Origin of the sequence: Mesorhizobium sp. M0189 (assembly GCF_040322135.1) — a bacterium.
Taxonomy (GTDB): Bacteria; Pseudomonadota; Alphaproteobacteria; order Rhizobiales; family Rhizobiaceae; genus Mesorhizobium.
The window spans coordinates 134,228-159,572 of record NZ_JAMYSW010000001.1 but is presented as its reverse complement, the minus strand read 5'-3'; the positions used below and the strand labels follow the sequence as shown (position 1 = coordinate 159,572).

At 64.0% G+C, this 25,345-nt stretch carries 27 protein-coding genes; 15 read left to right on the top strand and 12 right to left on the bottom strand.

Going from position 1 to position 25,345, the window contains the following annotated elements; translation table 11 throughout:
- Positions 1 to 175: 175 nt before the first annotated feature.
- The 4 genes from NKJ09_RS00740 to NKJ09_RS00725 all read left to right on the top strand — a co-directional run bounded on the left by NKJ09_RS00740 (position 176) and on the right by NKJ09_RS00725 (position 4,406).
- A complete protein-coding gene (locus tag NKJ09_RS00740; RefSeq protein WP_352495399.1) occupies positions 176 to 430 on the top strand; it encodes a hypothetical protein in 255 nt (84 codons plus the stop codon).
- 285 nt (positions 431 to 715) lie between these two features.
- Positions 716 to 1,201 (top strand): (2Fe-2S)-binding protein, encoded by a 486-nt coding sequence (locus NKJ09_RS00735; RefSeq protein ID WP_031194306.1) that lies wholly within the window; start codon positions 716 to 718, stop codon positions 1,199 to 1,201.
- Positions 1,198 to 2,187, top strand: a complete 990-nt coding sequence (locus tag NKJ09_RS00730) for an FAD binding domain-containing protein (RefSeq protein WP_352495400.1) — start codon at positions 1,198 to 1,200, stop codon at positions 2,185 to 2,187. The genes NKJ09_RS00735 and NKJ09_RS00730 overlap by 4 nt, the downstream gene beginning before the upstream one ends.
- Positions 2,184 to 4,406: a xanthine dehydrogenase family protein molybdopterin-binding subunit gene (locus NKJ09_RS00725; RefSeq protein WP_352495401.1), complete on the top strand. Its 2,223-nt coding sequence runs from the start codon at positions 2,184 to 2,186 to the stop codon at positions 4,404 to 4,406. The genes NKJ09_RS00730 and NKJ09_RS00725 overlap by 4 nt, the downstream gene beginning before the upstream one ends.
- Positions 4,407 to 4,519: 113 nt before the next feature.
- Here the strand turns inward: NKJ09_RS00725 and NKJ09_RS00720 are convergent, their stop codons facing one another.
- The gene (locus tag NKJ09_RS00720; protein ID WP_352495402.1) at positions 4,520 to 5,707 is read right to left on the bottom strand and encodes an amidohydrolase; all 1,188 of its coding nucleotides are present in this window, start codon (positions 5,705 to 5,707) and stop codon (positions 4,520 to 4,522) included.
- 90 nt (positions 5,708 to 5,797) lie between these two features.
- Here NKJ09_RS00720 and NKJ09_RS00715 point away from each other — a divergent pair, with 90 nt between their 5' ends.
- Together NKJ09_RS00715 and NKJ09_RS00710 are read left to right on the top strand one after the other, a co-directional pair.
- Positions 5,798 to 6,628: an AraC family transcriptional regulator gene (locus NKJ09_RS00715; protein WP_352484227.1), complete on the top strand. Its 831-nt coding sequence runs from the start codon at positions 5,798 to 5,800 to the stop codon at positions 6,626 to 6,628.
- A 70-nt stretch (positions 6,629 to 6,698) separates the two neighbouring features.
- A complete protein-coding gene (locus tag NKJ09_RS00710) occupies positions 6,699 to 7,130 on the top strand; it encodes a cupin domain-containing protein (protein WP_352762207.1) in 432 nt (143 codons plus the stop codon).
- 55 nt (positions 7,131 to 7,185) lie between these two features.
- Here NKJ09_RS00710 and NKJ09_RS00705 read toward each other — a convergent pair whose 3' ends face one another.
- The 4 genes from NKJ09_RS00705 to NKJ09_RS00690 form a co-directional block, all read right to left on the bottom strand.
- Positions 7,186 to 7,632 (bottom strand): nuclear transport factor 2 family protein, encoded by a 447-nt coding sequence (locus tag NKJ09_RS00705; protein WP_352495403.1) that lies wholly within the window; start codon positions 7,630 to 7,632, stop codon positions 7,186 to 7,188.
- Positions 7,633 to 7,761: 129 nt separating this feature from the next.
- Entirely contained in the window at positions 7,762 to 8,316 is a 555-nt protein-coding gene (locus NKJ09_RS00700; RefSeq protein WP_031194303.1) for a nuclear transport factor 2 family protein, read from the bottom strand.
- Entirely contained in the window at positions 8,313 to 9,296 is a 984-nt protein-coding gene (locus NKJ09_RS00695; RefSeq protein ID WP_023720027.1) for an alpha/beta hydrolase, read from the bottom strand. The genes NKJ09_RS00700 and NKJ09_RS00695 overlap by 4 nt, the downstream gene beginning before the upstream one ends.
- A 59-nt stretch (positions 9,297 to 9,355) precedes the next feature.
- The gene (locus tag NKJ09_RS00690; RefSeq protein ID WP_352495404.1) at positions 9,356 to 9,859 is read right to left on the bottom strand and encodes a nuclear transport factor 2 family protein; all 504 of its coding nucleotides are present in this window, start codon (positions 9,857 to 9,859) and stop codon (positions 9,356 to 9,358) included.
- 128 nt (positions 9,860 to 9,987) lie between these two features.
- Here NKJ09_RS00690 and NKJ09_RS00685 point away from each other — a divergent pair, with 128 nt between their 5' ends.
- Positions 9,988 to 10,896 (top strand): LysR family transcriptional regulator, encoded by a 909-nt coding sequence (locus NKJ09_RS00685; protein ID WP_352495405.1) that lies wholly within the window; start codon positions 9,988 to 9,990, stop codon positions 10,894 to 10,896.
- Between the two features lie 27 nt (positions 10,897 to 10,923).
- Here the strand turns inward: NKJ09_RS00685 and NKJ09_RS00680 are convergent, their stop codons facing one another.
- Both NKJ09_RS00680 and NKJ09_RS00675 read right to left on the bottom strand, forming a co-directional pair.
- A complete protein-coding gene (locus tag NKJ09_RS00680) occupies positions 10,924 to 11,379 on the bottom strand; it encodes a carboxymuconolactone decarboxylase family protein (RefSeq protein WP_023720025.1) in 456 nt (151 codons plus the stop codon).
- 119 nt (positions 11,380 to 11,498) lie between these two features.
- Positions 11,499 to 11,942 (bottom strand): SRPBCC family protein, encoded by a 444-nt coding sequence (locus NKJ09_RS00675; protein ID WP_023720024.1) that lies wholly within the window; start codon positions 11,940 to 11,942, stop codon positions 11,499 to 11,501.
- A 226-nt stretch (positions 11,943 to 12,168) separates the two neighbouring features.
- Here NKJ09_RS00675 and NKJ09_RS00670 point away from each other — a divergent pair, with 226 nt between their 5' ends.
- Both NKJ09_RS00670 and NKJ09_RS00665 read left to right on the top strand, forming a co-directional pair.
- Positions 12,169 to 12,933, top strand: a complete 765-nt coding sequence (locus NKJ09_RS00670) for a copper homeostasis protein CutC (protein WP_352495406.1) — start codon at positions 12,169 to 12,171, stop codon at positions 12,931 to 12,933.
- A 23-nt stretch (positions 12,934 to 12,956) separates the two neighbouring features.
- A complete protein-coding gene (locus tag NKJ09_RS00665; RefSeq protein ID WP_023720022.1) occupies positions 12,957 to 13,454 on the top strand; it encodes a GNAT family N-acetyltransferase in 498 nt (165 codons plus the stop codon).
- A 17-nt stretch (positions 13,455 to 13,471) separates the two neighbouring features.
- On the opposite strand, the gene NKJ09_RS00660 is transcribed toward NKJ09_RS00665, so the two are convergent.
- Complete coding sequence (locus tag NKJ09_RS00660) at positions 13,472 to 14,494, bottom strand: acyltransferase family protein (RefSeq protein ID WP_023720021.1); 1,023 nt, start codon at positions 14,492 to 14,494, stop codon at positions 13,472 to 13,474.
- Positions 14,495 to 14,973: 479 nt separating this feature from the next.
- On the opposite strand from NKJ09_RS00660, the gene NKJ09_RS00650 reads away from it, so the two are divergent.
- The 4 genes from NKJ09_RS00650 to NKJ09_RS00635 all read left to right on the top strand — a co-directional run bounded on the left by NKJ09_RS00650 (position 14,974) and on the right by NKJ09_RS00635 (position 18,594).
- Entirely contained in the window at positions 14,974 to 15,960 is a 987-nt protein-coding gene (locus NKJ09_RS00650; RefSeq protein WP_352484221.1) for a methyltransferase, read from the top strand.
- Between the two features lie 193 nt (positions 15,961 to 16,153).
- Positions 16,154 to 16,864: a fumarylacetoacetate hydrolase family protein gene (locus NKJ09_RS00645; RefSeq protein WP_352495986.1), complete on the top strand. Its 711-nt coding sequence runs from the start codon at positions 16,154 to 16,156 to the stop codon at positions 16,862 to 16,864.
- A gap of 4 nt (positions 16,865 to 16,868) precedes the next feature.
- Positions 16,869 to 17,519, top strand: a complete 651-nt coding sequence (gene maiA / locus NKJ09_RS00640; protein WP_352484220.1) for a maleylacetoacetate isomerase — start codon at positions 16,869 to 16,871, stop codon at positions 17,517 to 17,519.
- 34 nt (positions 17,520 to 17,553) lie between these two features.
- Positions 17,554 to 18,594 (top strand): zinc-dependent alcohol dehydrogenase family protein, encoded by a 1,041-nt coding sequence (locus NKJ09_RS00635; protein WP_352495985.1) that lies wholly within the window; start codon positions 17,554 to 17,556, stop codon positions 18,592 to 18,594.
- A 20-nt stretch (positions 18,595 to 18,614) separates the two neighbouring features.
- On the opposite strand, the gene NKJ09_RS00630 is transcribed toward NKJ09_RS00635, so the two are convergent.
- A complete protein-coding gene (locus NKJ09_RS00630) occupies positions 18,615 to 19,508 on the bottom strand; it encodes a LysR family transcriptional regulator (protein ID WP_352495984.1) in 894 nt (297 codons plus the stop codon).
- 208 nt (positions 19,509 to 19,716) lie between these two features.
- Between NKJ09_RS00630 and NKJ09_RS00625 the strand changes: the two genes are divergently transcribed.
- On the top strand, positions 19,717 to 21,132 hold the full coding sequence (locus NKJ09_RS00625; protein WP_352495990.1) for an MFS transporter: 1,416 nt from the start codon (positions 19,717 to 19,719) through the stop codon (positions 21,130 to 21,132).
- Here NKJ09_RS00625 and NKJ09_RS00620 read toward each other — a convergent pair.
- Positions 21,101 to 21,958, bottom strand: coding sequence for an alpha/beta fold hydrolase (locus NKJ09_RS00620; protein ID WP_023720016.1), 858 nt, complete (start codon positions 21,956 to 21,958; stop codon positions 21,101 to 21,103). The genes NKJ09_RS00625 and NKJ09_RS00620 overlap by 32 nt on opposite strands.
- A 181-nt stretch (positions 21,959 to 22,139) precedes the next feature.
- Positions 22,140 to 23,048 (bottom strand): DMT family transporter, encoded by a 909-nt coding sequence (locus NKJ09_RS00615; protein WP_352484217.1) that lies wholly within the window; start codon positions 23,046 to 23,048, stop codon positions 22,140 to 22,142.
- A gap of 104 nt (positions 23,049 to 23,152) precedes the next feature.
- Between NKJ09_RS00615 and NKJ09_RS00610 the strand changes: the two genes are divergently transcribed.
- On the top strand, positions 23,153 to 24,556 hold the full coding sequence (locus NKJ09_RS00610; RefSeq protein WP_352495983.1) for an aminotransferase-like domain-containing protein: 1,404 nt from the start codon (positions 23,153 to 23,155) through the stop codon (positions 24,554 to 24,556).
- 245 nt (positions 24,557 to 24,801) lie between these two features.
- On the opposite strand, the gene NKJ09_RS00605 is transcribed toward NKJ09_RS00610, so the two are convergent.
- Positions 24,802 to 25,299 (bottom strand): MaoC family dehydratase, encoded by a 498-nt coding sequence (locus NKJ09_RS00605; RefSeq protein WP_023720013.1) that lies wholly within the window; start codon positions 25,297 to 25,299, stop codon positions 24,802 to 24,804.
- Positions 25,300 to 25,345 lie beyond the last annotated feature (46 nt).

The window sequence follows — 25,345 nt, the reverse complement described above, 5'->3', positions numbered from 1 at the left end:
CCATCGCTCGATTTCACTCAAATGAAGGAAGACGCTTTACCTGAAAGAGGCTGATAACGCGCCAGAGCCAATCGGCTCGGCGATAATGCGCTTCGGCCAAGATGCCGACCTGAGCTTCGGCCCCAGTGTCGGTAGATCTACCGCGGCTTAGGCCGGCGCTTGGGGAGGAAATTCGATGAGATTGGCCATCGTGTGCGCGGCAATTGTGATTGCCGGATCCACCGCCGCCGTTGCGCACGAGAAAAAGGTGGTAGCCAGAAAAGGAATAACGCCACCTTGTGCCGATTTGTCAGGCACGATCAAGAAAAAGAGGGAGACAGAAGTGGATTACCGTTCAACCGGAACTGTCTCCGGCGCAATCCCCAAAAACAAGTCTGAGCCGCGCCTAGGCTACGAAACGGTTAACCCTGGCATCATATCTATCTTTTAGCTCGTTGATTGCGTGTTTCGCTAACTTGAATGCAGCACAGGTGGCCAGCAGGATACACAGGCGGCCACGAAGGCGAGCGCCGGTATTGAACTACGGTGACGGTGCACTTTTTGCGGCGTGGCATTCTCAGCCCATCCCGTGCGGGGTCCCAAACGTTTTTCGCCTTCCGTGACCGGCAGTGCCTTTCCCCCGAAATCGACCGCCCTATTTCGCCTCGACAGGTGGGCGGCTGATTGCTGGACGAGTCCCTGCGACTAGGACGGCATGTGCTTCGAGGTACCCCCAATGGACTTCCACGATCGGCACCTACTGCGGTTGCGGGTGAACGGCGAGGACCACAGCCTTTCCGATCTCGATCCCCGCGTCACGCTGCTCGACCTGTTGCGCGAGCGGCTTCATCTGACCGGAACGAAAAAGGGATGCAATTTCGGCGAGTGCGGCGCCTGCACCGTGCATCTCGACGGACGGCGTGTGAATGCCTGCATGATACTGGCCGTGTCCGCCGAGGGACGCGAGGTCACGACGATCGAGGGCCTGGCGGACGGCGATGCGCTTCATCCCGTGCAGCAGGCGTTCATCGATCATGATGGTTTCCAGTGCGGATTCTGCACGCCCGGGCAGGTGATGTCGGCGGCGGCGCTGATCGAGGAGGGACATACCGGCTCCGACGCCGAGATCCGCGAATGGATGAGCGGCAATCTGTGCCGCTGCTCGGCCTATCCGCAAATCGTCGAGGCGGTGCGCGCAGCGGCTGGGAGGGCGAGCCAATGACCCCATTCGTCTATGCGCGCGCCGATAGCCTGGGCGAAACGATCGCGGCCGGAGCGGCGCCGGACAGCGCTTTTCTCGCCGGCGGCACCGAATTGCTCAACTGGCTGCGCCTTGGCATTGCCGGGCCGGCGCGGATCATCGATATCTCCCGCCTCGACTGGCTGGATCAGATCGAGGCACTGCCCGGCGGCGGCTTGAGGATCGGCGCGCTGACGCATCTCAACGACGTCGCGCAGCACGAGTTGGTCATGCGCGACTATCCGGTGTTGAGCCAGGCGATCCTCAACGCGGCGTCGCCGCAACTGAGAAACCTCGCAACGATAGGCGGCAATCTGCTGCAGAAGACGCGCTGTGCCTATTTCCGTGCCGAAGAGCAGTTGCCGTGCAACAAACGTCGGCTCGGCTCCGGTTGCTCGGCATTGCATGGCATCAACGACAATCACGCGATATTCGGCTGGACCGAGGATTGCATCGCCACCCAGCCATCCGACCCGGCGGTGGCACTGGCAGCACTTGATGCAGTCATCGTCACCGCGCACCGCAGCGGCGGCCGGCGCATTCCGGCAGCCGAATTCCACCTGCTTCCCGACACGCGGCCCGAGGCAGACAATGTGTTGCAGCAAGGCGATCTGATCACGGCAATCGAGCTGCCGGCACCGGCGCCGCGATCGGCTTACCTCAAGGTGCGCGAGCGCGAATCCTACGAATATGCCATCGTCTCCGCCGCCGTAGTGCTGGAGATGGACGGCCAAACCATCCGTCGGGCTGCCGTGGCGCTGGGGTCCGTCGCGCTGCGGCCCTGGCGGCTGAGCGCCGCCGAGGACCAGCTCGCCGGTGCCGAAATCGGCGATCGCGAGGCATTGAGCACCGCTATCGAGCAATCCTTCGCCGAAGCGCGTCCCTTGTCGCAGAACGCCTACAAGATCGAACTGGCCAAGACCGCCGCTTTGCGGGCGATCGAAAGAGCAGCGAGGGTGCCGTCATGATGATCAGCCAGCCTGTTGCCCGCCCTGACGGCGGCGTCAAGGTTACCGGCCGCGCCCGCTATGCGGCCGACTATTTTGCCCCCGACCTGCTCTATGCAGTGCTGGTGACCGCGCCCGTTCCCGCCGGCCGCGTGACGTCGATCATGGTCGACGACGCGCTCGCCGAGGAAGGCGTCGTGCGCGTGCTCACGCATGAGGACATGCCCAAATTCGGCCGGTTCGCATCGCCAAGGGCCGAGCCGGATACGCAGACGCAGCACGCCGAAGGTCCGCCGGCGGCGCAGAGCTTCATGCCCATGCAGAACGACGAGATACGTCACGAGGGCCAGCCGCTTGCAATTGTGCTGGGCGAGACACTGGAGGCGGCGGAAGCCGGCGCCCGCCGCGTCTCGTTGCGCTACGAGTTCGCCGAGCCGGAATTGCCGGCACCACCCGAATGGACCGCAATCGACAAGGCTGCGGTCGTGCCGAGGGAGAGCGGCTTTCTGTTCCTGGAGCCGACGTTTACGAAGGGCGAGGTCGACCGCGGGCTTAGCAACGCAGCCGCCATGGTCGAAGCCGTCTACCTGCAGCCGTCGCGCCATCACAACGCCATGGAGCCCTCGGCGACGCTCGCCGAGTGGAACGACGGAGAGCTGACGCTGCACGACGCCACGCAGCACGTCTACGGTGTCCGCCAGGTGGTTGCGGCCCGCATGAATGTCCCGGCCGAGAAGGTCCGCGTGATTTCCCGCCATACCGGCGGCGGCTTCGGCGGCAAGGGCTGGATCTGGCCGCATCAGGTGCTGGCCGCCGCCGCGGCGCGCATCATGCAGCGCCCGGTCAGGCTGGCGCTCAGCCGCGCCAATGCCTATTCCTGTCTCGGCTATCAGCCGCGCATGGCACAGAAGATCGTGCTGGCGGCGGACAAGTCGGGCAAGCTGACCGCCGTGCAACAGGACGTGGTCAACCTGACCACCGTCACCGACGATTTCGTCGAGTTCGCCACCGAAGCCTCGAAGGGTCTCTACGCCACGCCGGCCATGCGTCTCAGCCAGCGCGTCGAGCGCGCGAACGTCGCCATGCCGACGGCGCTGCGCGCGCCGGTCGAGGGTCCCGGCACCTGGGCCCTCGAAAGCGCGATGGACGAGCTCGCCCACCGCCTCGGCATCGATCCGCTCGACCTGCGTCTGATCAACCATGCGGACACGGATCCGGCCACCGGCCAGCCCTGGTCGTCGAAGAAGCTGCGCGAGGCCTATGAGGAAGGCGCCCGCCTGTTCGGCTGGCGCGAGCGCCCGCGCAAGCCGCAACGCGATGGCGATTGGCTGATCGGCTACGGCATGGCGACCTGCAGCATGGGCTGTTTCCGCAACCCGACGCCTGCAGCCGAGGTCAGGTTGCACAGGGACGGCACGGTGCTCATCCGCACCGGCACCCAGGATATAGGGACCGGAACACTCACCATCTTTCCGCAGATCGCAGCCGATGTCCTGGGCCTGCCGATGGAGAGGATCGAGTTGGAAATGGGCGATACACAGCTGCCGGAGGCGGGTCCGACCTATGGCTCATCGTCGACCATGGGGGTGGGCGCGGCGGTGCTTGCAGCCGCCGAAGATGCACGTTCGCAGCTTGCCCGTCTTGCCAATCTGCCGCCCGACGAGGTCGAGATGCAAGACGGCCATATTCGCCGCAAAGGCGCTGCCGGCGGTCAGACGATCGCCGACGTGATGAGTCATACCGACATCGGCGAGATCATCGGCTCCGGCTCGTTCGATCCGGCGCAGCATGGCAAAGGCCTCGCCATGCGCACTTTCGGCGCGATTTTCATGGAGGTCGGCGTCGATCCGGGGCTCGGCCTGCTCAGGCTTCGTCGCGCCGTCGGCAGCTACAGCGCCGGCCGCATCGTCAATCCCCGCACCGCACGCAGCCAGATGACGGGCGGCATCATCTGGGGCTGGGGCATGGCGGCGATGGAGCAGAGCAGGCACGAACCGGTGCTCGGGCGGTTCCTGTCGAAGAACCTTTCAGGGGTTGCCATTCCGGTCAACGCCGACATTCCCGGCGACATCATTATCCACTTCGTCGACGAGGTGGACGAGCATGCCAGCCCGATTGGCGGCAAGGGCATCGGCGAGCTCGGCGCCACCGGCGTTGCCGCAGCGGTTGCCAATGCCGTCTTCGACGCTACAGGCAAGCGGATCCGGGAGCTGCCGATCACGCCGGAAAAACTGCTGTAGAAGGACTAGGCCCGCTATTGCCCTGCGATAGCGGGTCTCTGACGTAGTCGATTATCTCCTCTGCAAAGCTTGCCGAGACTTGGGAAATACCTGCGGCCCCCAGACCGACGTCTTCATTTCAGCTCAGATACTTTGCCGGCAAGCGTCTGCTCGACGAGGTTGACGTAGTAGCGCATCACCGTCGGCACGATCTCGTCGTTGAAGACGTAGCGGTCGCCGTGCAGGCCTTCGCCCGGGCCGACCTCGCCGGCACCGATCCACGCATAGCAGCCGCTCGCCTCACGGATCATGAAAGCGAAATCCTCGCAGCCGAGACTGAGACTGAACTCGGTCATGACATTCTCCCGGCCGACGACGGATGCCGCCGCCTCGACGGCGCGGGCCGTCGCGTCCGCGGTGTTGATCAGTGGCGGATAGCCCTTCCGGTAGTCGAACCTTGCCTTGAGCGAATGCGCGGCGGCGATGCCTTGTGCGATCTCGCCAATCAGCGTCTCGCAGTGGTTGGAAAGGCCGGGCTCGAAAAAGCGGCAGGTGCCTTGCAGCCAGACCTTGCCCGGCACGATGTTGCCGACATTGCCGCCATGGATCTGCGTGATGCTGACGACAAGCGCGCTCTGCGGGTCGACCGTGCGGCTGACGATGCGCTGGACGGCTTGCACGAAGGCGCCCGCTGCCAGGATCGGGTCATCGCCGAGCTGCGGCATCGCGGCATGCGCGCCAAGACCCTCGAAAGTCAGCTCGAAATTGTCGACGGCCGCCATCTGCGCACCAGCACGGGCCGCGATCGTCCCCAGCCTGACGCCCGGCCAGTTGTGGACCGCATAGACCGCCTCGACCGGAAAGCGCCTGAACAGGCCGTCCTCGATCATGCGCATGCTGCCGCCTTCGTTTTCCTCGGCCGGCTGGAAGATGAAAGTGACGGTGCCGTCGAAGGTGCGCGACTCGCTGAGCAATTTGGCAGCGCCGAGCAGCATGGCGGTGTGGCCGTCATGGCCGCAGGCATGCATCACGCCCTCTCTCCTCGAAGCATAGAGCAAGCCGGTTTTCTCCAGCACCGGAAGCGCGTCGAGCTCGGCGCGAAGGCCGATGGCGCGTGTGCCGCCACCGCTGCGCAGGACACCGACGACCCCGGTGCCGCCGATCCCTTCATGCACCTCGTCGAGGCCGAAGGAGCGCAGTTTCTCTGCAACGAAACGCGCCGTTTCGTATTCATTGAATCCGAGTTCCGGATTGGCATGGATATGGTGCCGCCAGCCTATGACCTCTGGTGTCAGCGCGGCGATGGGGTCATTATGCAACATGATACCTCCTCTCACACCGGCAATGGGCGGCGTGGCTTGATCCTGCTGCCATAGAAGGCCCGACGAAAAGCGTCTTGAACCGGATTGACTATGGCAAAGACAAACCAAGCGGCGGAGACCGGGAAATACTGGCGCCATCCGTGCTTCCCCGACCTTGGCCTGTTCGAAGCGCGCTTCACCCGGCACCGCTACGACTTGCACACACACCCGACCTATGTGATCGCCCTGATCACCTCCGGCTGCGAGCGGATTCGCATCGGCCGTCAAAGCGTTCTCGCCCCGGCAGGCGCCATTGCCGTCGTCAATCCAGAGGAGTGGCATGACGGCGAACGCGGGGCGGACGAAGGCTGGGCCTACCGGACGTTTTATCCCTCGGTGCCGCTGATGACCGCACTTGCCCGCGAACTCGGCTGGCACGGCGCTCCGGTGTTTTCGCGCGCGACTATCGAAGACAACAATCTCGCCGCAGCGTTGACGGCAGCACACCAGGGCTCGACATCCCCAGACACAATGACGGCCGAGACGTCCCTGCTCGTGGCGCTGCGACGGCTGATCGTTCGGCATGGCGACTCGAGCGGACAGGCCGAGGAGGTCGAAAGCTCCGGATCGCAGCGGAGGTTTTCGCTCTATCGCGACCTTGTCGAAAGCGAGCTCGGCTCGCAGCTCGACCTCAAGCGGCTTGCCGGTGCGGGTGGCGTGACCCGGTTCCAGGTCATCCGCGACTTCAACAAGGCGATCGGCCTGACGCCGGTGGCCTATATCCGCGACCGGCGATTGCGCCGGGCGAGCGCGCTGATCGAACAGGGATTTGGCCTCGCCGACGCCGCTATCGCGGCAGGTTTCGCCGACCAGAGCCATCTCTCCCGTACGTTCCGGGCCATGCATGGCATGACGCCGGGCATGTTTAGAAGAGCTGGATAAGGCGCTCCTCAACAGACAAGCTTGCGCGCCAATGCGTGCTGCGCAATGCTGACGCAGCTCGGGGGGAATCATGCGAATAATCTTGGCGCCGACGCTGCTGCTCGCGGCTGCACTGTTTGCAAACAACGCCCAGGCGCTGGACGCCAGCGGGACGCCGGTTGTCGTGACCCCGCTTGCCTCTCGCACCGAGACTGCGTCCGGCCAGCCGATCACGCTGCCGCAGAAGAACGTGCAGGTCCTGGTCTCGGCCTATCAGATCGCGCCGGGCGCCACTTTGCCGGTCCACAAGCATCCGTTTCCGCGCTATGCCTATGTCGAGGCCGGCACGCTTCAGGTCACCAACGTCGAAACCGGCAAGAGCAACACCTACAAATCAGGTGATTTCATCATCGAGATGATCGGGCAGTGGCATCAGGCCACCAATGTCGGCGCCGATCCGGTCAAGCTGCTGGTCATCGACCAGATCGAAGAAGGCACCAAGAACACCGTGTTGCGCCAGTAGCTGCCACGTCTGAAAACAGCGTCCGTGGCGGATCCAGCACAGCGCGTAACAGACGTCAGAACGTGAACCCCTCCGGCAAATTGTGATTCCAATAGCCTTCCTCGACAAGTTCACTTATGCGCCAGCCCTCGGACGTGCGTATGACGCGGTCGCGATACCAGAGCCCTTGGAAGAAGACCTGCCTTTTGCCTTCGCCGAGGTCGACCACCATCGGGCATGAACAATGCACGCGCGCGCTGGCCTCATCCCCTGGGAGATCAAGAAGGATTGTTGAAATGGCGTGCTGCGAGATCAATATCTTCGATAGGGCGCCTTTCATATAAGCAACATGCTCATCCACACCGCTCCTGATTCCACCTGTTACAGTGTCGTCAAGCACGGCGTCGGGCGTGAATATTTTCCGATAGGCTTCCCAGTCGCGATCGTCCACAGCGTAGCAATAGCGAGCAAGCAGCTGTTCGATCTCAAGCCGATCGGAAACCTCCTGCAGTGAAAGGGTCATGTCCTGTCTCCGCGGTTGGCGGCACTAATGCCGCATGCGCCAAGCCTGCCCCGACATTCGATCAATATTCACGTTGCCGTTGCTCCGAGCAACCTCGCCGCGCGACTGGGCATGCGCAAATCCGAACACTCATTTGGCCTCCGCCTTCACCCGGTCGGCAGCGGCGGTCAAAAGGGCGCGATCTCCCTCTTCGTACAAGCGGCGGATGGAGATTGCCTTGACGCGCCAACCTTCCGACGTCCGCACCAGCCGGTGTAGATAGCTGCCGCCGACCGTCCAGAACCGGGAACCGATCCAGTGGGTCGCGCGGACATGGCTGCGTGCAACCGCATGCTTATCCGCGCCTTCGACAATGACGTTGGTGATGAGGTGCTGGGTGGCGTCGAAGCCCGGCAGCAGCGCTTGCCATTGGGCGATCAGGGAGTCGCGGCCGCTGGTCGTGACCTCGCCGCCGAAGAGGCTGGTATAGTCGGTCGTGACACGGGCCGCGAAATAGGATTTGACCCGGTTCCATTCACGCAGATCGGCATAGAGGCCGATCCCGGCAACTGCCTCGGCGATCACGATCCTGTCTTCGACCGTCAGCGCATCTCCCGGAGCGCTCGAGGCGGGCGCCGAGACGGCGGAAATCATCGCGGCTGAAACCGCCGAGGCCAAGACATACCGGCGGGTGACGAGGCTCATTGTCCCGCCTCCCCTGCACCGCCCAGCGTTGCGCGGAAGTGCGCGGCGACGGCATCGCTCGCCGCCTTCACCGGCGCGGCACGATCGTAGAAATCGAACTGGGTGACATTGTCTAGCCACATCTCCTGCCTGGAACTGGTCAGCCGCGCGTAGAACTTGTGCGCGCCCTGCGGAATGGCAGCCGCCTCGCTATGCACCATCAGAAAAGGCTGGTGCAGGCGCGGAGCAGCCTGGATTGCATCGAACCTCAACCAGCCGCGCCAGAAGGCGGGATCGGCCTCGTTGCGCCAGGCCGGGAGCATGCCGCGATCGGGTTCGGTGTAGTAAGGCACCTTGAACATGACCGCGCGCTCGTCGGTCAAGCTAGCAGCGGGCAGGAATGCCTGTTTGCCGGTGCGGCGATATTCCGCCTCGGCCGCATCGCTCGCGGCCTCGAGCCTGGCGACACCGTCCCCGCCGCCATAGGTCTGCTCGACCCCTTCGGCATCCTGCAACCAGGGCGCAACGAGGGCGACCGACTTGATCGCGACGTTTTCGGCCGCAGCGGTGACCATGTAGCCGGAGCTGGCGCAAATGCCGAGCCCGCCGATGCGGTCCTGATCGGTCTCGGGCCGGGTCGCGAGATAGGCGACCGCCGCTTCGATGTCGGCGATCTTGGCGTTAGGATCCTCGTACTGGCGGCGCACGCCGCCGCTTTCGCCCCAGCCGCGAAAATCGAAGGTCAAGGCGATGAAACCGCGGTCGGCCATCTCGCGGGCATAGCGGGCCGGCATCTGTTCCTTTACCGTCATCCAGGCGCCGGTCACGACCAGCGCGGGCCGAAGTTTCGCCGCGTCCAGATCCTCCGGCAGATAGAGCTCGCCGACGATCTGCTCACCGTTCGAGGCGAAAGCGACGCGCTCGATGCGCGGTGCGGCGAAGGCATTGGAGGCGGCGAGCGCCACGGCGGTTGCTGCAGCAAGTGTCAGGGTTTTAAGCATCGCAAGTCTCCTTTGGCTTGGAATGAGAAGCGCGGCGCGTTGCGAGAAAGACCGCCGTCTCAGCGCTCGCCAGCCAGTCGGCCGGGCAGTGGCTTCAGCGGGTAATGCGCCCAGTAGAAAGCGTCCGACTGGTACATGTCGGTCAAAAAATTCTGTGCCTCGGCGATCTTGCCGTCCTTGATGCGGAACATCAGCGCGTAGAACTGGTCGATCTCGGGACCTGAGCCGACATTCGACCAGCCGCGATGGACGTCGACAACGACGTCGCCTTGCGCCTGGAAGAAGATCGGCTCGGCCCTGAACTTGCCATCGGCCAGGCCGCGGAAGAAGGCGACCACCTCGTCCGGCCCGCGCTTGTCGCCGGCGAGCGGATGATGACCGGGAATGCGCCACACGATGTCGGGCGCGAGGAAGGGCCGCACGGCCTCGGGATTGCCGGTCGCGTAAGCTGCGTAATAGTCTTTGATGAGCTGGATATTGCGGTCTTCCAGTGGCCCGCTGTGCGCCGGGGCGGCAGACACCGCCAGAAGAGTGCCGGCGGCGAGTAAAGCGAGCCTTGTCATCGGTCCTGTCTCCTTGCCCATTCGAGCCGTTCTCAACACCGAGGCCCGTTCGTCGGACCCAACATGACGCCTTTTGTTCGCCGAAAAAACCAGTAGAGTTCGACAGGGCTATTTGGAAAATCCTTACAATGCGCCTCGACCAATTCAGCGGCATCGTCGCCTTCGTCAAGGTTGCCGAGGCCAAAAGCTTCACCCGCGCCGCCGCCAAGCTCGGCGTCGCTCCGGCCTCGTTGAGCGAGGCGGTCAAGGGGCTCGAGGAGCGCCTGGGGGTGCGGCTGCTCAACCGGACGACCCGCAGCATTGGCTTGACCGAAGCTGGCGCCCAATACCTCGACCATGTGCGTCCGGCAGCCGAAGATATCCGGGCGGCTGGTGCGGCGCTGCGCGAGACCCGCGATCGTCCTGCCGGCACGCTGCGCCTCAGCCTGCCCTGGATCGCCGCCCCGCTGCTGATCGAGCCACTGATGCGGCCGTTCATGGATGCTTATCCAGAAGTGCGGCTCAATCTGATCTTCGACGACAGCTTCGTCGACATCGCCGCCGAGGGGTTCGATGCCGGCCTGCGCATCGGCGAGCTTCTCGAGAAAGATATGATCGGCGCGCGCCTGGGCGGGCCCCTGCAGATGGTCGTGGTGGGCAGCCCGGACTATCTGGCGCGCAACGGCACGCCGAAGCGGCCGGCCGACCTCGCCGCCCATCGCTGCATCGCATTCGCCCTCACCCGCACCCGCGCGATCTCGCCCTGGGAGTTCACCGTGGATGAACGCGAAGTCGCTTTCACACCGGACGCATGTCTGGTCGTGAACACGCTTCCGCTGTGCATTACTGCTGCCGCGCAAGGGCTTGGCCTCGCCTTCGCGGTCGAGGGGCTCGCCGCGCCGCTTCTTGCCTCAGGCGCGCTGGTCAAGGTGCTGGAGCCTTTCTGTCCCGCTTACGAGCCGCTCCACCTCTATTATCCCAGCCGCCGCCTGGTACCGCCGAAGCTGCGGGCCTTCATCGACTTCGTGCGCGCGAATTCTCACAAGCTGCGGATCTGATGTGGCTTTGCGAGAACCCGGCCCCGTTCAGCCCCAGGCGCCGACCATCTGTCTGGTGGTTGCGTTGAGACGGTTGAACGCATTGATCAGGGCAATCTGGACGACCAGTGCGGCAAGCGCCTTTTCGTCATAGTGCCGGGCGGCTTCATCCCAGACCGCATCCGGCACCGGGTCTGGCCGGTCGGCTAACCGGGTCGCCGCCTCGGTCAGCGCCAGCGCGGCGCGCTCGGCGTCGGTGAAGTAAGGTGTTTCCCGCCAGGCCGACACGGTGAAGACGCGCTCATCCTTTTCACCGGCCTTCTTCAATTCGCGTGCATGCATATCGATACAGACACTGCATCCGTTGATCTGGCTGGCGCGCAAATGGACGAGCTTGCGCGTCACATAGGACAGATCGGCCGTTTCCGTCGACTTGTCCAGCGCGAGCAGCGCCTGCAGAGCGCCAGGAATGAGCATCACCGGGTTTTTCAATCGTGCTTGCATAGTGGTCTCCTTCGGGCGTGTTTTCTCAAGCCCGGACGACGAACATCCGGGGTCTCGATATTTCTTGGTTCTGTCAGTTCGCCGGCCGCCGCGTTGCGGCAAGGCGAGCGCCGGGATATTCAGCTTTGCCAGGCAGTCACCCGCTCAAGCCGCTCGAGAATGCGCGGCCAACCGCTTCCCATGCCGATGTAGCCGCGCTCGTCCTCGGACCGGAACCCGGAATGCTCCATGCGCACCCGCGTCGCTTTACCTTCGGGCGTCAACGACCATGTCACCACGGTCTTCAGACCGCTGTCGGATTCGGTGCCGTCGCCCCAGCTGTAGGCGAGCAGGCGTGGCGGCTCGATCTTCAGCACCTCGCAGTTCGTCACGCCGGACCAGCCAGGCACCGGCGTCGCGCGAAAGGTAAAGCGATGGCCTTGCTCAGGCGCAAAGTCGTTCTCCATCAGCCATTCGGCAACCAGATGCGGCACGGTCAGTGCGCGCCATATCTTTTCAGCCGCATGCGGGATCAGACGCTCGACGACAATGGATTTGGTTTCGATTGTGGTTGCTTCAGTCATGACTTGGGACCCGTTGTTTGCGGTTTGGCTGGGCTATTCAACAACGCGCTCTCCATGAGAACCAATAACCCATCAGCTATGAGTTACGTATAACGCTTAAGTTATGAATGTGTCAAGCGGCGGAATGGCAGGCGCGCCCGCAAGCACATTGAGCCCACACTTCCGGCTTTCAAGGCACCGTGCCCGATGCTACCGCTGGCCAGCTGAAATCATCAACGGATCGCCCATGACCGAGACCGAACGCCCTCGCCTGCCGCTGATCGAGATCTGCGTCGAAGGCATAGACGGCCTGCTGGCCGCGCAAGCCGCCGGTGCCGACCGTGTCGAGCTCTGTGCCAGCCTGGTCGAGGGCGGCATCACGCCGAGCTTCGGCACCGTGCGCACGGCGCTTGAATTAGCGACGATCCCGTTCCACGTCATCGTGCGGCCGCGTGGCGGCGATTTTCTCTATAGCGAGGCCGAATATCGTTCGATGCTCGCCGATGTCCGAGCGCTTGCCGAGCTTGGCGTCGCCGGTGTCGTTATCGGCTGCCTCGCTGCCGACGGCACGATCGATGAGCAGCGCATGAGCGAACTGGCGCAGGCAGCGGGGAGCTTGAAGGTCACCTGCCACCGCGCCTTCGACATGACCCGCGACCCGACCGAGGCACTGGAATCGCTGATCCGCTGCAAGGTCGGCCGTGTGCTGACCAGCGGCCAGCGCGACACGGCGCTGGAGGGCGCGGACCTGCTCGCCGATCTGGTCAGGCAGGCTGGCGACCGCATCATCATCCTCGGCTGCGGCGGGCTTGACCCGCAGAACATTGCCGAGGTGCGGAGGAAAACCGGGGTGAGCGAAATGCACTTCGCCGCGCTCAAGGACGTGCCGAGCGCCATGCGCTATCGCAACCCGAAAGTCGGTATGGGCGGCACCGACCTCGACCGCGAATACCGCAACACCGTGACCGACGAGGTACTGGTGGCGGCGACCATCGCCGCTGCCCGGGCATGATCCTGGAAGACAGAAGAAAGAAAATGATTGAAACGCGATTGCCGATCGAGCTGGTTTTGCCGCGGGATGAGCCCGCAATCCTCGCGCTCAACAACGAGCACGCTGCGGAATTATCATGGCTCGAACCTGAGCGCCTTTCCTTCCTGCTTGGCGAAGCGTTTTACGCGCGCCGTATCGGTGCACTCGAAGCCTTCATCATGACCTTCGACCAGGACGCAAGCTACGACAGCCCGAATTTCCTGTGGTTTCGCGAGCGCTATCCGCGCTTCGTCTATGTCGATCGCGTCGTGGTCGGCGCCAATGCGCGCGGCCGGGGTCATGCCCGCCGGCTGTACGAGGATCTGTTCGAGCAGGCGTCACGCGCCGGCCAGGCGATCGTCACTTGCGAGGTCAATGCCGAGCCACCCAATCCGGCTTCGGACGCCTTCCACGCGGCACTCGGCTTCATGGAAGTGGGCGACGCGGTAATCCACGGCGGCAAGAAAGCCGTGCGGTATTATCTAAGACGGATCGCCGGCTGAACGGCAGCCGCCTCGCCCTACCAATTGCGGTTCAGCCAGGAGCGGGTCGGCTTTTCGACGATGTAGTAGCTGCACAGAGCGCAAGCGAACGCCGCCGCCAACATCAGCCACGGCGAACTGCCTTGTATGTCGACGAATTGATAAAAGGGCTGCTGCCAAAGATAGAGCGAATACGACCACAGCCCCAGCATCGTCATCGGCCGGGAGGATAGAAACCCGGTCAGGTACCAACTGCTGAAGTCGAGCGAGTTGACGGCGAGGGCCAACAGCGGCACCGCGACCAGATAGTGGATCGGGGTTGGCACGGCAGCCATGAACACTAGAACCGCCACGACAGCGGCCGCCAGGGCGACATGTGGGCCCTTGAGCAGCGCCGGCAGCCTGTCGTCGGCCTTGAGCAGGCATATCACCGCTGACAGCAGGATCGAGGCGATGTGCACGTCGGTGCGCCAATAGGTGGACTCGTAGCCTATTCCGAGCACCCAGTAGGAGATGGCGCCGTTTGCCATGGCCAGCACCGACAATGCGCCGAGCAGCACGATGACCCGGGACTGCCCCGAGACGACGACGCCGATCAGCGCCAGGATGACATAGGCGTGCTCTTCGACGCAGAGCGACCAGATATGGTCGAGCGCGCCGGCGCGGGTGACGAGAATTCCGGCGTAGTTGTAAGTGAACGTCAGCGCCGTCAGCGCCGCCTTCCACTTGAAGGCGATGAATGTGCCGGACAAGGCAACCACCGCGGCGACGACGAAAACCATCAGTGCCGGGTAGATGCGGGAGAACCGGCGCTTGAAGAATTTCTTCAGCGGATAGTGTTCGACGAACAGGATCTCGGCCATCAGCCGGCCGCTGAGCACGAAGAAGAATTCGACGCCCAGGACGCCGAGATTGATGCCGGGAACGGGGAAGAAATGGCCGATCAGCACCAGCGCGATCGACAGGCCACGCCAGCCGTCGAGATAGGCAAGCCTGGTTCTTGCCGAGCTATCGGCGACAGGCCTGGACACGACAAGACGCGCCGCGGAGATGTCCGTCATGCCGGTCCCTTCTGCGAAAGGCGGGCTGGAGGCCGCATTCCTCCAGCTATATTGCAGCGCACCAGAACTTTGTGCAAGTGCGAGATAACGACACGCCCGAAGTACGGGACGGACAGAAAAGGGCCGTTAAGGCCCCGTTCCCAAAACCGAAGGTCGGTGGTCTCAGGCGTTGGCGGCAGCCACGAGACTGGCGCGGTAGTCGGCCGACCATTCATGTCGCTCATCAAATTATCCGCCGCGACTTTAACGCCGGCCAGTGCCGAGGCCACGAAGCTTCCGGCGAGCGCCGCCTCGATCTCCTTCGAACGGAAGAGGCCATTGTCGCCGGCGCCGGTGGAAGGCCTTGTGTTTCTCCTTCGATAAAGAGAGGGTCTGTCACCAAACTGGTGGACGGACATGCCGAACGGAAGTGTCACATATGCGGTGTAACCAGCAAGTTGAGCTCAAAGTCGGTTCTGGATCGCGGAAGGGAATGTGGCATGGTGGATTCTGATCGGATCGACAACCTGATCGCAGCGGTGCCCCCCGCCTTGGCGCTTCGCGCCGGGCTGGACCTCGGCATCTTCACCCGGCTCGGCGGCAGCGCGGTGACTGCCGACAGCCTTGGGGCCGCGCTCAAAGTCGAGCCCGATCGTCTGTCGCGGCTCCTCTACGCGCTCGCCAGCATCGGTCTCCTCGAAGTCAAGGATGGTCAATTTCGCAATGGAGCCGAAGCGTCGGCCTTCCTCGACGCGTCCAAACCGACCTACCGCGGCGGCGATCATGCGCTCCTGCGCGAGCTCTGGGGAGCCGACCTGCTGACCGCAGAGTCGCTGCGACAGAACCGGCCGGCTGCGCTGCACGACTTTTCCGAAGCGGGGCCCGAGGCCGCGGCGGCCTTCAGCCGCCTGCTCGCACCGGGCGGGGTGATTTTCGGCCGACATCTGGCCCGGGAGATGGACCTCTCTGCGATCGGTTCGGTGATCGACATCGGCGGGGGCTCCGGGACCATTCTCGTCGGACTTCGCGAGCGGCGGCCGCAGATTGCGGCGACGCTGATGGAACTCCCAACGGTGGCAGCGGTCGCGCCAGATATCCTGTCAGAATACGGTGCCGACGACGTGGTTGTCGAAGAGGGGGACATAACTGTCGCACCATCGATCGGTCGGCACGACCTGGCGATCCTGAAGGCCGTCGTCCAGGTCCTTCCGCCGGACCAGGCGCGCAGTTCGATCCTGAACGCGGCGCGTTGCCTCACACCCGGAGGCGAGATCGCAATTGCGGGGTGGGGTGTCGTCGATGACGACCGCCTCGGCCCGCCTGAGGGTGTCTTTCTGAATCTCACCTTCTTGAACCTCTATCGCCACGGCGAATCGTACACTGAAGGTCAGTATCGCGCATGGATGACCGAGGCTGGATTCCGGGATATCTCCAGGTCGCGCCTGACGGACGGCTCCACGTTGTTTCGTGCGCGCCTCACGGGCTGATCGTGGCTGAGTGGTTGGTTTCGGACGCAAGGCTCTCCGAGCCCGCCCGCCAGGGCACGGACGAGGACACGAGCGACTAAATTCAGGCCGCGCCGCGCGGCGGGGCGTAGCTCTTCTGAAATGCAATGCCTTGCCCGGTGATCCAAATCGGCCGAATGTGCCGGCGACAGATTCACTGAAGCAGAGACAGTGCATGACAGACTTCGCCCTCCCCCTGCCCGCAACCCCGTCGGTGGCCGTCGCCGGCTCGCCGCGGCGTTTTGCGGTGCGTCGCATCTTCTGCGTCGGCCGCAACTACGCCGCCCATGCCCGCGAGCTCGGCAATGATGAGCGCGACCCGCCCTTCTTCTTCACCAAGCCAGGCGACGCAGTGGTCGATGCGGCGGTCGGTTCGGGCACGATCATCCCCTACCCGCCGCTGACCCAAAACCTGCATCACGAAATCGAGCTAGTCGTCGCGATCGGCGGAGCCGGCTTCCGCATCCGGCGCGAGCGGGCGCTGAACCATGTCTGGGGCTACGGCGTCGGTGTCGACCTGACCCGCCGCGACCTTCAGGACGAGGCGAAGAAGGCGGCACGACCGTGGGACTGGTCGAAAGCCTTCGACCGTTCGGCGCCCTGCGGCCCGCTGGTTCCGGCACAAACATCCGGCCATCCCGAAAAGGGCCGTATCTGGCTCGCCGTCAACGGCAAGATCAGGCAGGACGGCGACCTCGCCGAACTGATCTGGCCGGTTCCCGACATCGTCTCGATTTGCAGCGAGGCGGTAGAACTTAAGCCCGGCGACCTGATCTTCACCGGCACGCCGGCCGGCGTCGGCGCGGTCGGGCCGGGCGAAAAGATCACCGGCGGCGTCGACGGCATCGGCGAAATCGAGCTGACCATCGGCCAACCGGGCCCGTGATCCGATGAGCGACATCGTCCTTCACAATTACTACCGCTCCTCGACGTCTTACCGGGTGCGGATCGCGCTGGAGATGAAGGGCCTCGCCTACGAATACGTGCCGCATCATCTGCGCCACGGCGAGCATCTCGAACCCGCCTATCTCGCGGTCAATCCGCAAGGTCTGGTGCCGGCTCTGATCCTGGGCGACGGCACGCTGCTGACGCAATCACTGGCGATCATCGAATATCTCGACGAGACCACGCCCGAGCCGCCATTGCTGCCCAAGGATGCGCCTGGCCGCGCCCGCGTCAGGATGCTGGCGCAGATGATCGCCTGCGACATCCATCCGGTGAACAATCTGCGCGTGCTGACCTCGTTGCGCACGCTGTTCGGCGCCGGCGACCAGGACGTCGCCAACTGGTTCCGGCATTGGGTGAACGAAGGTTTCCAGCCGCTTGAAAAGATTCTGGCTTCCTCGCCCGAGACAAAGACCTTTTGCCATGGCGACACGCCGGGGCTAGCCGATATCTGCCTGGTCGCACAGGTCACCAGCAATGCCCGTTTCGGCGTCGATATGACGCCCTACCCGACGATCGCGCGCATCAACGCCGCCTGCATGGCGCTGCCGGCGTTCCAGAAGGCGGCGCCGGAGAACCAGATCGATGCCGAGTAGACCGCAAATTGCATGAAGTGATGAGGAACTGCCGATGAAAGCCGTCGTCTTCGAAAAATTCGGCGAGGCGCCGACGATCCAGACCGTGCCGGATCCGACGCCTTCGCCGGAAGGCGTCGTCATCAAGGTCGAGGCGACTGGCCTTTGCCGCAGCGATTGGCATGGCTGGATGGGCCACGACGACGGCATCCGCCTGCCGCATGTGCCGGGCCACGAGCTGGCAGGCGTCGTGGTCTCCACAGGCAGCCAGGTGACCCGCTGGAAGACCGGCGAGCGCGTCACCGTGCCGTTCGCCGTCGGCTGCGGCCGCTGCTCCGAATGCACCTCGGGCAACCACCAGGTCTGCGAGCACCAGTTCCAGCCCGGCTTCACCGCTTGGGGCTCGTTCGCCGAATATGTCGCCATCGACCACGCCGACACCAATCTCGTGCGCTTGCCCGACGAGATGGAATTCGCCACCGCCGCCAGCCTCGGCTGCCGCTTCGTCACCTCGTTCCGCGCCATCGTCGACCAGGGCCGGGTGACGCCCGGCGAATGGGTGGCCGTGCATGGCTGCGGCGGCGTCGGCCTGTCGGCGATCATGATCGCCAGCGCCATGGGCGCCAATGTCGTTGCCATCGACCTGACCGACGAGAAGCTGGACTTCGCCAAAATGATCGGCGCGGTGGCGACGATCAACGCGGCAAAGACGCCGAACGTGGTCAAGGCAGTCAAGCAGATCACCAATGGCGGCGCGCATATGTCGATGGACGCGCTCGGCCATCCGACGACGTCGTTCAACTCGATCGCGAACCTGCGCCGGCGCGGCCGCCATGTGCAGGTCGGCCTGATGCTCGGCGAGCATGCCAGGCCGCAGATACCGATGGACAAGGTGATCGCCTTCGAGCTCGAGATCCGCGGCAGCCACGGCATGCAGGCTTTCCGCTATCAGGCGATGATGAAGATGATCCGCACCGGCAAGCTTAAGCCCGAACTGCTGGTCGGCAAGAAGATCAGCCTCGAGGAAGCGCCGGCCGCATTGATGGCTATGGGCGGCTTCGAAGGCATCGGCATCGGCGTGGTGACCCGATTCTAGATCAGCGACCCGACTCTGGATTAGCGGAGAAAGGCGCAGACTTCCCGCACGCAGGCGCGTAACCAGCGTTGCGCCGGATCGGCGTCGAGCCGCGGATGCCAGAGCATCGAGATCGTGACCTCGGCAACGTCGACCGGCAACGGAAAGCTGAACATGCCCGTGCGCGCGCCTAGCGTGTGCCGCTCGGGGACGCTGGCGATCAAATCGGAGGCGCGCGCCATGGCGAGCGTGGCCGAGAAGCTGGAAACCATGCACACAATCGTCCGCTGGAGACCCAGCAGTTTCAAGGCCTCGTCGATCGGGCCTTTTTCGCGACCACGCCGCGAAACGCTGATGTGGCGGCCGGCCGCATAGCGGGCCGGCGTCACCGGACCCTCGCTCAGCTCATGGCCCATTCGCACCGCACCGATGAAGCGGTCGCGAAACAGCGCCTGAATACGCATTTCAGGGCTCGTTTCACCGGCAACCCCGATTTCGAGATCAATCCCTGCGTCGCGCAGCGACATGTCGTTCTTGTCGGATTTCGGCGCAAAACGCAGCTGCACGCCAGACGCATCCGCTTCGATACGGGCGACGAGACGCGGCGCGAACTCCTCGACGAAGCTTTCATTGGCGCGCAGCGTAAAAACGCTGTCGAGGCATGAGAGGTCGAGCAAGGTGGCCGGGCGCAGGAGCGCTTCAGCTTCCTGCACGACGCGGCCTGCCTGCTGCTGCAATTCCTGCGCGCGCGGTGTCGCAACCAGGCCACGGCCGGCCCGGACCAGCAATGGATCGCCTGTCGCTTGGCGCAGCCGCGCCAGCGTCCGGCTCATCGCCGACGGACTGAGGTGCAGCCGCGCGGCAGCACGGGCGACGCTGCCCTCGCTCAGCAGCACATCGAGGGCGACAAGCAGATTGAGATCGGGTGACGACATGGAAGGACCATAACACAGCTCAGCGGTGACGTGGCGTTTCATGCACGAATAAGATGCAAATACTGCGCCTTCCGCCACATCAAGCAGAGGAATAGCTTCCGACAGCTCCGATTTTGGGGGCTTGCCGGCAGAGGAGTTCACCGTGGCATCGACCGCTGAAAAGACTTGGTCTGAAAAGAGCTGGGCTGAAAAGGCCGGGGCTGAAAAGATCGGGAATGAAACGGCCCCGGTGAGCGTCCGCTCGGCCCGATGGGCGTTGGCCAGCCTGTCGCTTTCAACGCTGCTGTCGTCGCTCGCCACCAGCATCGCCAGCGTCGGGCTGCCATCGCTGATGCAGGCATTCGGCGCATCGTTCCAGCTCGTGCAATGGGTCGTTCTTGCCTATCTGCTCGCCATCACCACCTTGATCGTCAGCGCCGGGCGACTCGCCGATATATTCGGCCGCCGCCCGCTATTGCTCGGCGGCATTGGCCTGTTCACCTTCGCATCGGTGCTTTGCGGGCTCGCGCCGACGCTCTGGCTGCTGATTGCCGCAAGGGCGGCACAGGGGCTCGGCGCGGCCGTCATGATGGCTCTGACGCTGACCTTTATCGCCGACACGGTTCCCCGGGAAAAAACCGGCAGCGCCATGGGCCTGCTCGGCGCCATGTCCGCGATCGGCACCACGCTTGGCCCCTCGCTTGGCGGACTGCTGATCGCCGGTCTCGGCTGGCGAGCGATCTTCCTCATCAATCTGCCGTTGGGGGCGCTGGCCTTCGCGCTCGCCCGTCGCGTCCTGCCGGCTGGAAAAAAGTCAGCGGAACCGGATCGCCGCGGTTTCGACGGCATCGGCACGGCTTTGCTCGCGCTGACGCTAGCCGCCTATGCGCTCGCCATGACCCTTGGGCGCGGCAGTTTTGGTTCTCTCAATGTCGGCTTGCTGATTGCCGCTGCCGTGGGTGGCCTGCTGTTCGTCATTGCGCAGACAAGCGCCGAGAACCCTTTGATCCAGCCTGCGAGGTTCCGCGATAGCGCCTTGAACGCAAGCCTCGCCATGAGCCTGGTCGTCGCCACCGTGATGATGGCGACGCTGGTGGTCGCGCCATTCTATCTGTCGCGCGCGCTTGGGCTGGACGCAGCCATGGTCGGGCTGGTTCTGTCGGCCGGCCCTCTGGTTACGGCCTTGGCGGCGCTGCCGGCCGGACGCCTGGTCGATCGTTTCGGGGCGCACCGGATGATGATCGTCGGCCTGCTCGATCTCGCCATTGGTATCTTCATTCTGTCGCAGGCGGAATTCGGTATTGCCGGCTATGTCGTGCCAATCATCATCGTCTGCACCGGCTACAGCCTGTTTCAGACCGCCAACAATTCAGCCGTGATGACCGGCGTCGCGTCCGACCATCGCGGCGTCGTCTCCGGCCTGCTCAATCTGTCGCGCAATCTCGGCCTGATCACCGGTGCGTCGGTGATGGGCGCGGTGTTTGCCTTCGCATCGGCTGGCGGAGGCGAAGGCACCGGTCGGCAGGTATTGGCATCTGCGGCAGCCGCACGCGGCATGCAGGTCACTTTCCAGGTCGCGACGGCCCTGGTGGTGGCGGCTTTGATCATTGCGATTATTTCTGGTCGCCGCGGCCAGCGCGCTTAGCTGAGCCGCCAGCGACGAACTCCAGCATCAGTTCAGCAGCCCTGAGCGCATGCGTCTCCAGAAGGAAATGGCCTGCGTCGAAGACGTGGGCCTCCATCCGGGGAAGATCCATAAGCCACGATTGAACCTCTGCAATGTCGAAGAAGGCATCGTGGCGACCCCAAAGAAGCATCGCTCGGGGTTGACGCTTCGCCAGATAATCAGCCACCGCCGCGAACCGGTCGACATATCGGCCGTAGTCGGCAATGAGCGCCTTCTGCAGATCAAGTCGTCCCGGCAGGCACATAACCCGCCAGTCTTCAATCCAACCACCTGGATCGATCTGCGCCGCGATCTCGGCTGGCAGGCCGGCGACGTACTGGTCGCGGGTTCCCTCGAGGGTGAGATGGGCGGTGGCGGCCTGCTCATTCGCCGCATTCGGCTCAGCCCAGAAGTCCAATGTGTCTGCCCATTGCGAACCAAAGCCGGAGCGGTGGGCATTGGCATTCTGGACGACAAGGCCTTCGACGAGTTCCGGGGCGCGCATGGCGAGATGAAGCGCTACCGGGGCTCCGAAATCATGCAAATAGAGAAACCTGCGGCCAACGTTGAGACGCGAGAGCAGCTCTTCAATCGCGCTGGCCAGCATGTCGAACGACGGCTCGGGCGGCAGATCGGATGCGCCGAAGCCCGGCAGGTCCGGCGCCACGACATAGACGCTGCCGGAGAGCGGCGCGATCACGTCGCGAAACGTCCGCGACGAGCTAGGAAAGCCGTGCAGCAGCACGAGCGCGGGTTCGGAAGCATCACCAGCCGTCCGGACGGCCACCTCGCCACCCGAGGACAAGCGTATCTTCTGGATCCCAGGCACCAAAATTGCCCCTTTTTCTCCACGCCGCGCAAGGCCCACTTCGCGCCTTGCGCCACGCTGGCCGATTCGGCGCCTCGGAGACGCCGTTCCGCCAGGTCGGCAGCTCTTGGTATCAACTGGACGCGATTGTATCGAGTTCAAGACTGCGCCGGCGCACCTATCTCGCATATCTCTTGGCGCCGACGACGCAAAGCACGACGGCGGCGGTGACGGCGATCATGGCGGGACTGACCTGCTCATGCAGCAGCGCTGCCGCCAGCCCAAGGCCGAAGAAAGGCTGCAGCAGTTGCAGCTGCCCGACCGCGGCGATGCCGCCTTGCGCCAGGCCGCGATACCAGAACACGAAACCGATCAGCATGCTGAACAGCGACACATACGCCAAACCTATCCACGCGCCCCTGCCGGCACTTTCGAGCGACGGCGGCATGGTGATGAACGTCAGCGCCAGCATGACCGGCAGCGACAGCACCAGCGCCCACGAGATCACCTGCCAGCCGCCGAGCTTGCGCGACAGCGCCGCTCCTTCGGCATAGCCCAATCCGCACACGATGATGGCGGCCAGCATCAAGATGTCGCCGAGCGGCGAGACCGAGAGGCCATGCGTCACTGCAAAACCGGCAACAAGGGCGCTGCCGAGACACGAGAACAGCCAGAACGCCGGTTTCGGGCGATCACCGCCTCGAACCACGCCGAAGATCGCGGTCGCCAACGGCAACAGGCCGACGAAAATGATCGAGTGAGCCGAATTGATGTGCTTGAGCGCCAGCGCTGTCAGCAGGGGAAAGCCGACCACGACGCCAAGCGCGACGATCGCCAGCGAGAACAGATCTTGCCGCTCCGGTCGCTTCTGGCGAAAAACGAGCAGCAGCGCGAGGCCGAGAATGCCCGCCGAAGCCGCACGGGCGACCGTCACGAACACCGGATCGAAATCCATCACCGCCACGCGCGTCGCCGGAAGCGAACCGCTGAAGATCAGCACGCCTATGAACCCGTTGACCCAGCCGCTCGCCGCCCAGCTACTCGCCGCCCAACCACTCGCCGCCCAGCCACTTGCCACCTTGTCCATCGATGCCCCGCTCGTTTCGCCCTCTATCGGGCCGGGCGTATGGCTCCGCCAGAGACAATGAGGTACAGTTCGACAAAACCGTCATGGTAGGCTGAGCAGTACGGATGGACGAGCAGACGACAACAGATGAGGGCAGCCGGACGCTTGTCGAAACCGTCATGGCGACGATCAGGCACAGGATCGCCGCGCGCAGCCTGACACCGGGAATGCGGCTGCCTTCGATCCGGGCTTTCGCCAAGGCCATGCAGGTTTCCAAATCCACCGTGGTCGAAGCCTATGAGCGTCTTGCGGCGGAAGGCATGATCCGCTCGCGGCCGGGCTCGGGTTTCTATGCCGCCGGATCGCTGGCTCCGCTGTCACTGGCCGAGATCGGCCCCAGGCTTGACCGTGCTGTCGACCCGCTGTGGGTCTCGCGCCAATCGCTGGAAGCTGGCGACAATGTGCTCAAACCCGGTTGCGGCTGGTTGCCGGCCGCATGGATGCCCGAGGCCGGATTGCGCCGCGCACTGCGGACCATGGCCCGCGCCGACGATGCCGCGCTGACCGATTACGGCACGCCGCTCGGCTTGCCGGCGCTGCGCCATCTGCTGGCGCGGCGCATGGCCGAGCACGGTATCGAAGCCTCCCCGGACCAGATCATGCTGACGGAATCGGGCACCCAGGCGATCGACCTGCTGTGTAGGTTTCTGCTCGAACCGGGTGACACCGTGTTGGTCGACGATCCCTGCTATTTCAACTTCCATGCCCTGTTGCGCGCCCATCGGGCCAAGGTGATCAGCGTTCCCTACACACGCTCGGGGCCGGACATCGAGCTGTTCGCGCAAACGCTGAACGAGCACCGGCCGCGCCTCTACATCACCAATTCCGCGCTCCACAATCCGACCGGCGCGATATTGTCGCCCGTCGCCGCCCATCGGCTGCTGAAGCTCGCCGACCAGTCGGGGCTGACGATTATCGAGGACGATATCTTCGCCGATTTCGAACATACGCCCGCGCCCCGGCTGGCGGCCTTCGACGGTCTCAGCCGGGTCATCCATATCGGAAGCTTCTCCAAGACGCTTTCGGCATCGGTGCGCTGCGGCTTCATCGCCGCTCCTCGCGACTGGATGGAAGGATTGACCGATCTCAAGATCGCCACGTCCTTTGGCAGCGGGCGGCTTGCATCCGAACTGGTGCTGACGCTGCTGAAGGACGGCCTCTATCGCAAGCACGTCGATCTGCTGCGCGCGCGGCTCTCGCGCGCCGTGGAAGAAACCAGCGCCCGCCTGAAGGCCATCGGCATCGTGCCATGGATAGATCAGCCGGCCGGCATGTTTTTGTGGTGCAGGCTGCCGGAGGGGATAGATGCCGCGGATGTCGCCCGTCACGCTTTGTCGGCCAACGTCGTGCTTGCGCCCGGCAATGCGTTCAGCCTGTCTCGGTCGGCCAGCCGTTTCATGCGCTTCAACGTCGCCCAGTCCGGAGACGACCGGATTTTCAGGGCGCTTGAACAGGCGATGTCGCGCTGATTTGCACCGCCGCACGCCTGTCTGAGCCCGTGTCCTCGGAGACTGTTTCGAAATTCGCTCTGGCGAGTCATATGGTGGTGGTTTCGAGAACCGGAGCGCAGCGGACATTTAGGTCCGTGAGCACCGGCCTACGCCGGCCGTAGCCTTAACTGCCACGACCGCTGATCGGTGCTTCGGCCGGCGAAGGCCGGAAGCGCAGAAAACGCGATCAGATGGCCGCCAGAGTAGAGTTTCCAAACGGTCTCTCAGGTGCCGGCCCGCTTGCGGCGTGCGTAAAGCATGACGAGCGTCTCGGCGGTCAGCGCCGGCCTCTGCTCGCCTTCGATCTCGACCGTATTGGAAGCCTTCATCAGATATTGCCCCGGGCCTTTGTCTTCCATCGACAACAGCGTGGTGCGCAGCCTGATTCGCGAGCCGACCCTGACTGGCGCCACGAAACGCACTTTGTCGAAACCGTAGTTGAAAGCGGCCTGCGTGTTTTCGGGTACGATGCCCATCTCAAGCGCCAGCGCGCCGATGATCGACAGGGTCAGATAGCCATGCGCGATCGTGGTGCGAAACGGGCTTTGCCGCTTCGCCCGCTCGGGATCGACATGGATCCATTGATGATCGCCCGTGCATTCGGCAAACTGGTCGATGCGGTGCTGATCGACCAGCGTCCAGTCCGAGACGCCTAATTCCTGCCCGGCCATCGCCCTGAGTTGCTCGAAGGTCGGCGGCGTCGTGGGCCGTATCTGCGTCATTCCTGCTTTCCCGATCGCTTGCCTGTTCCGGACCACGACGGGCCGC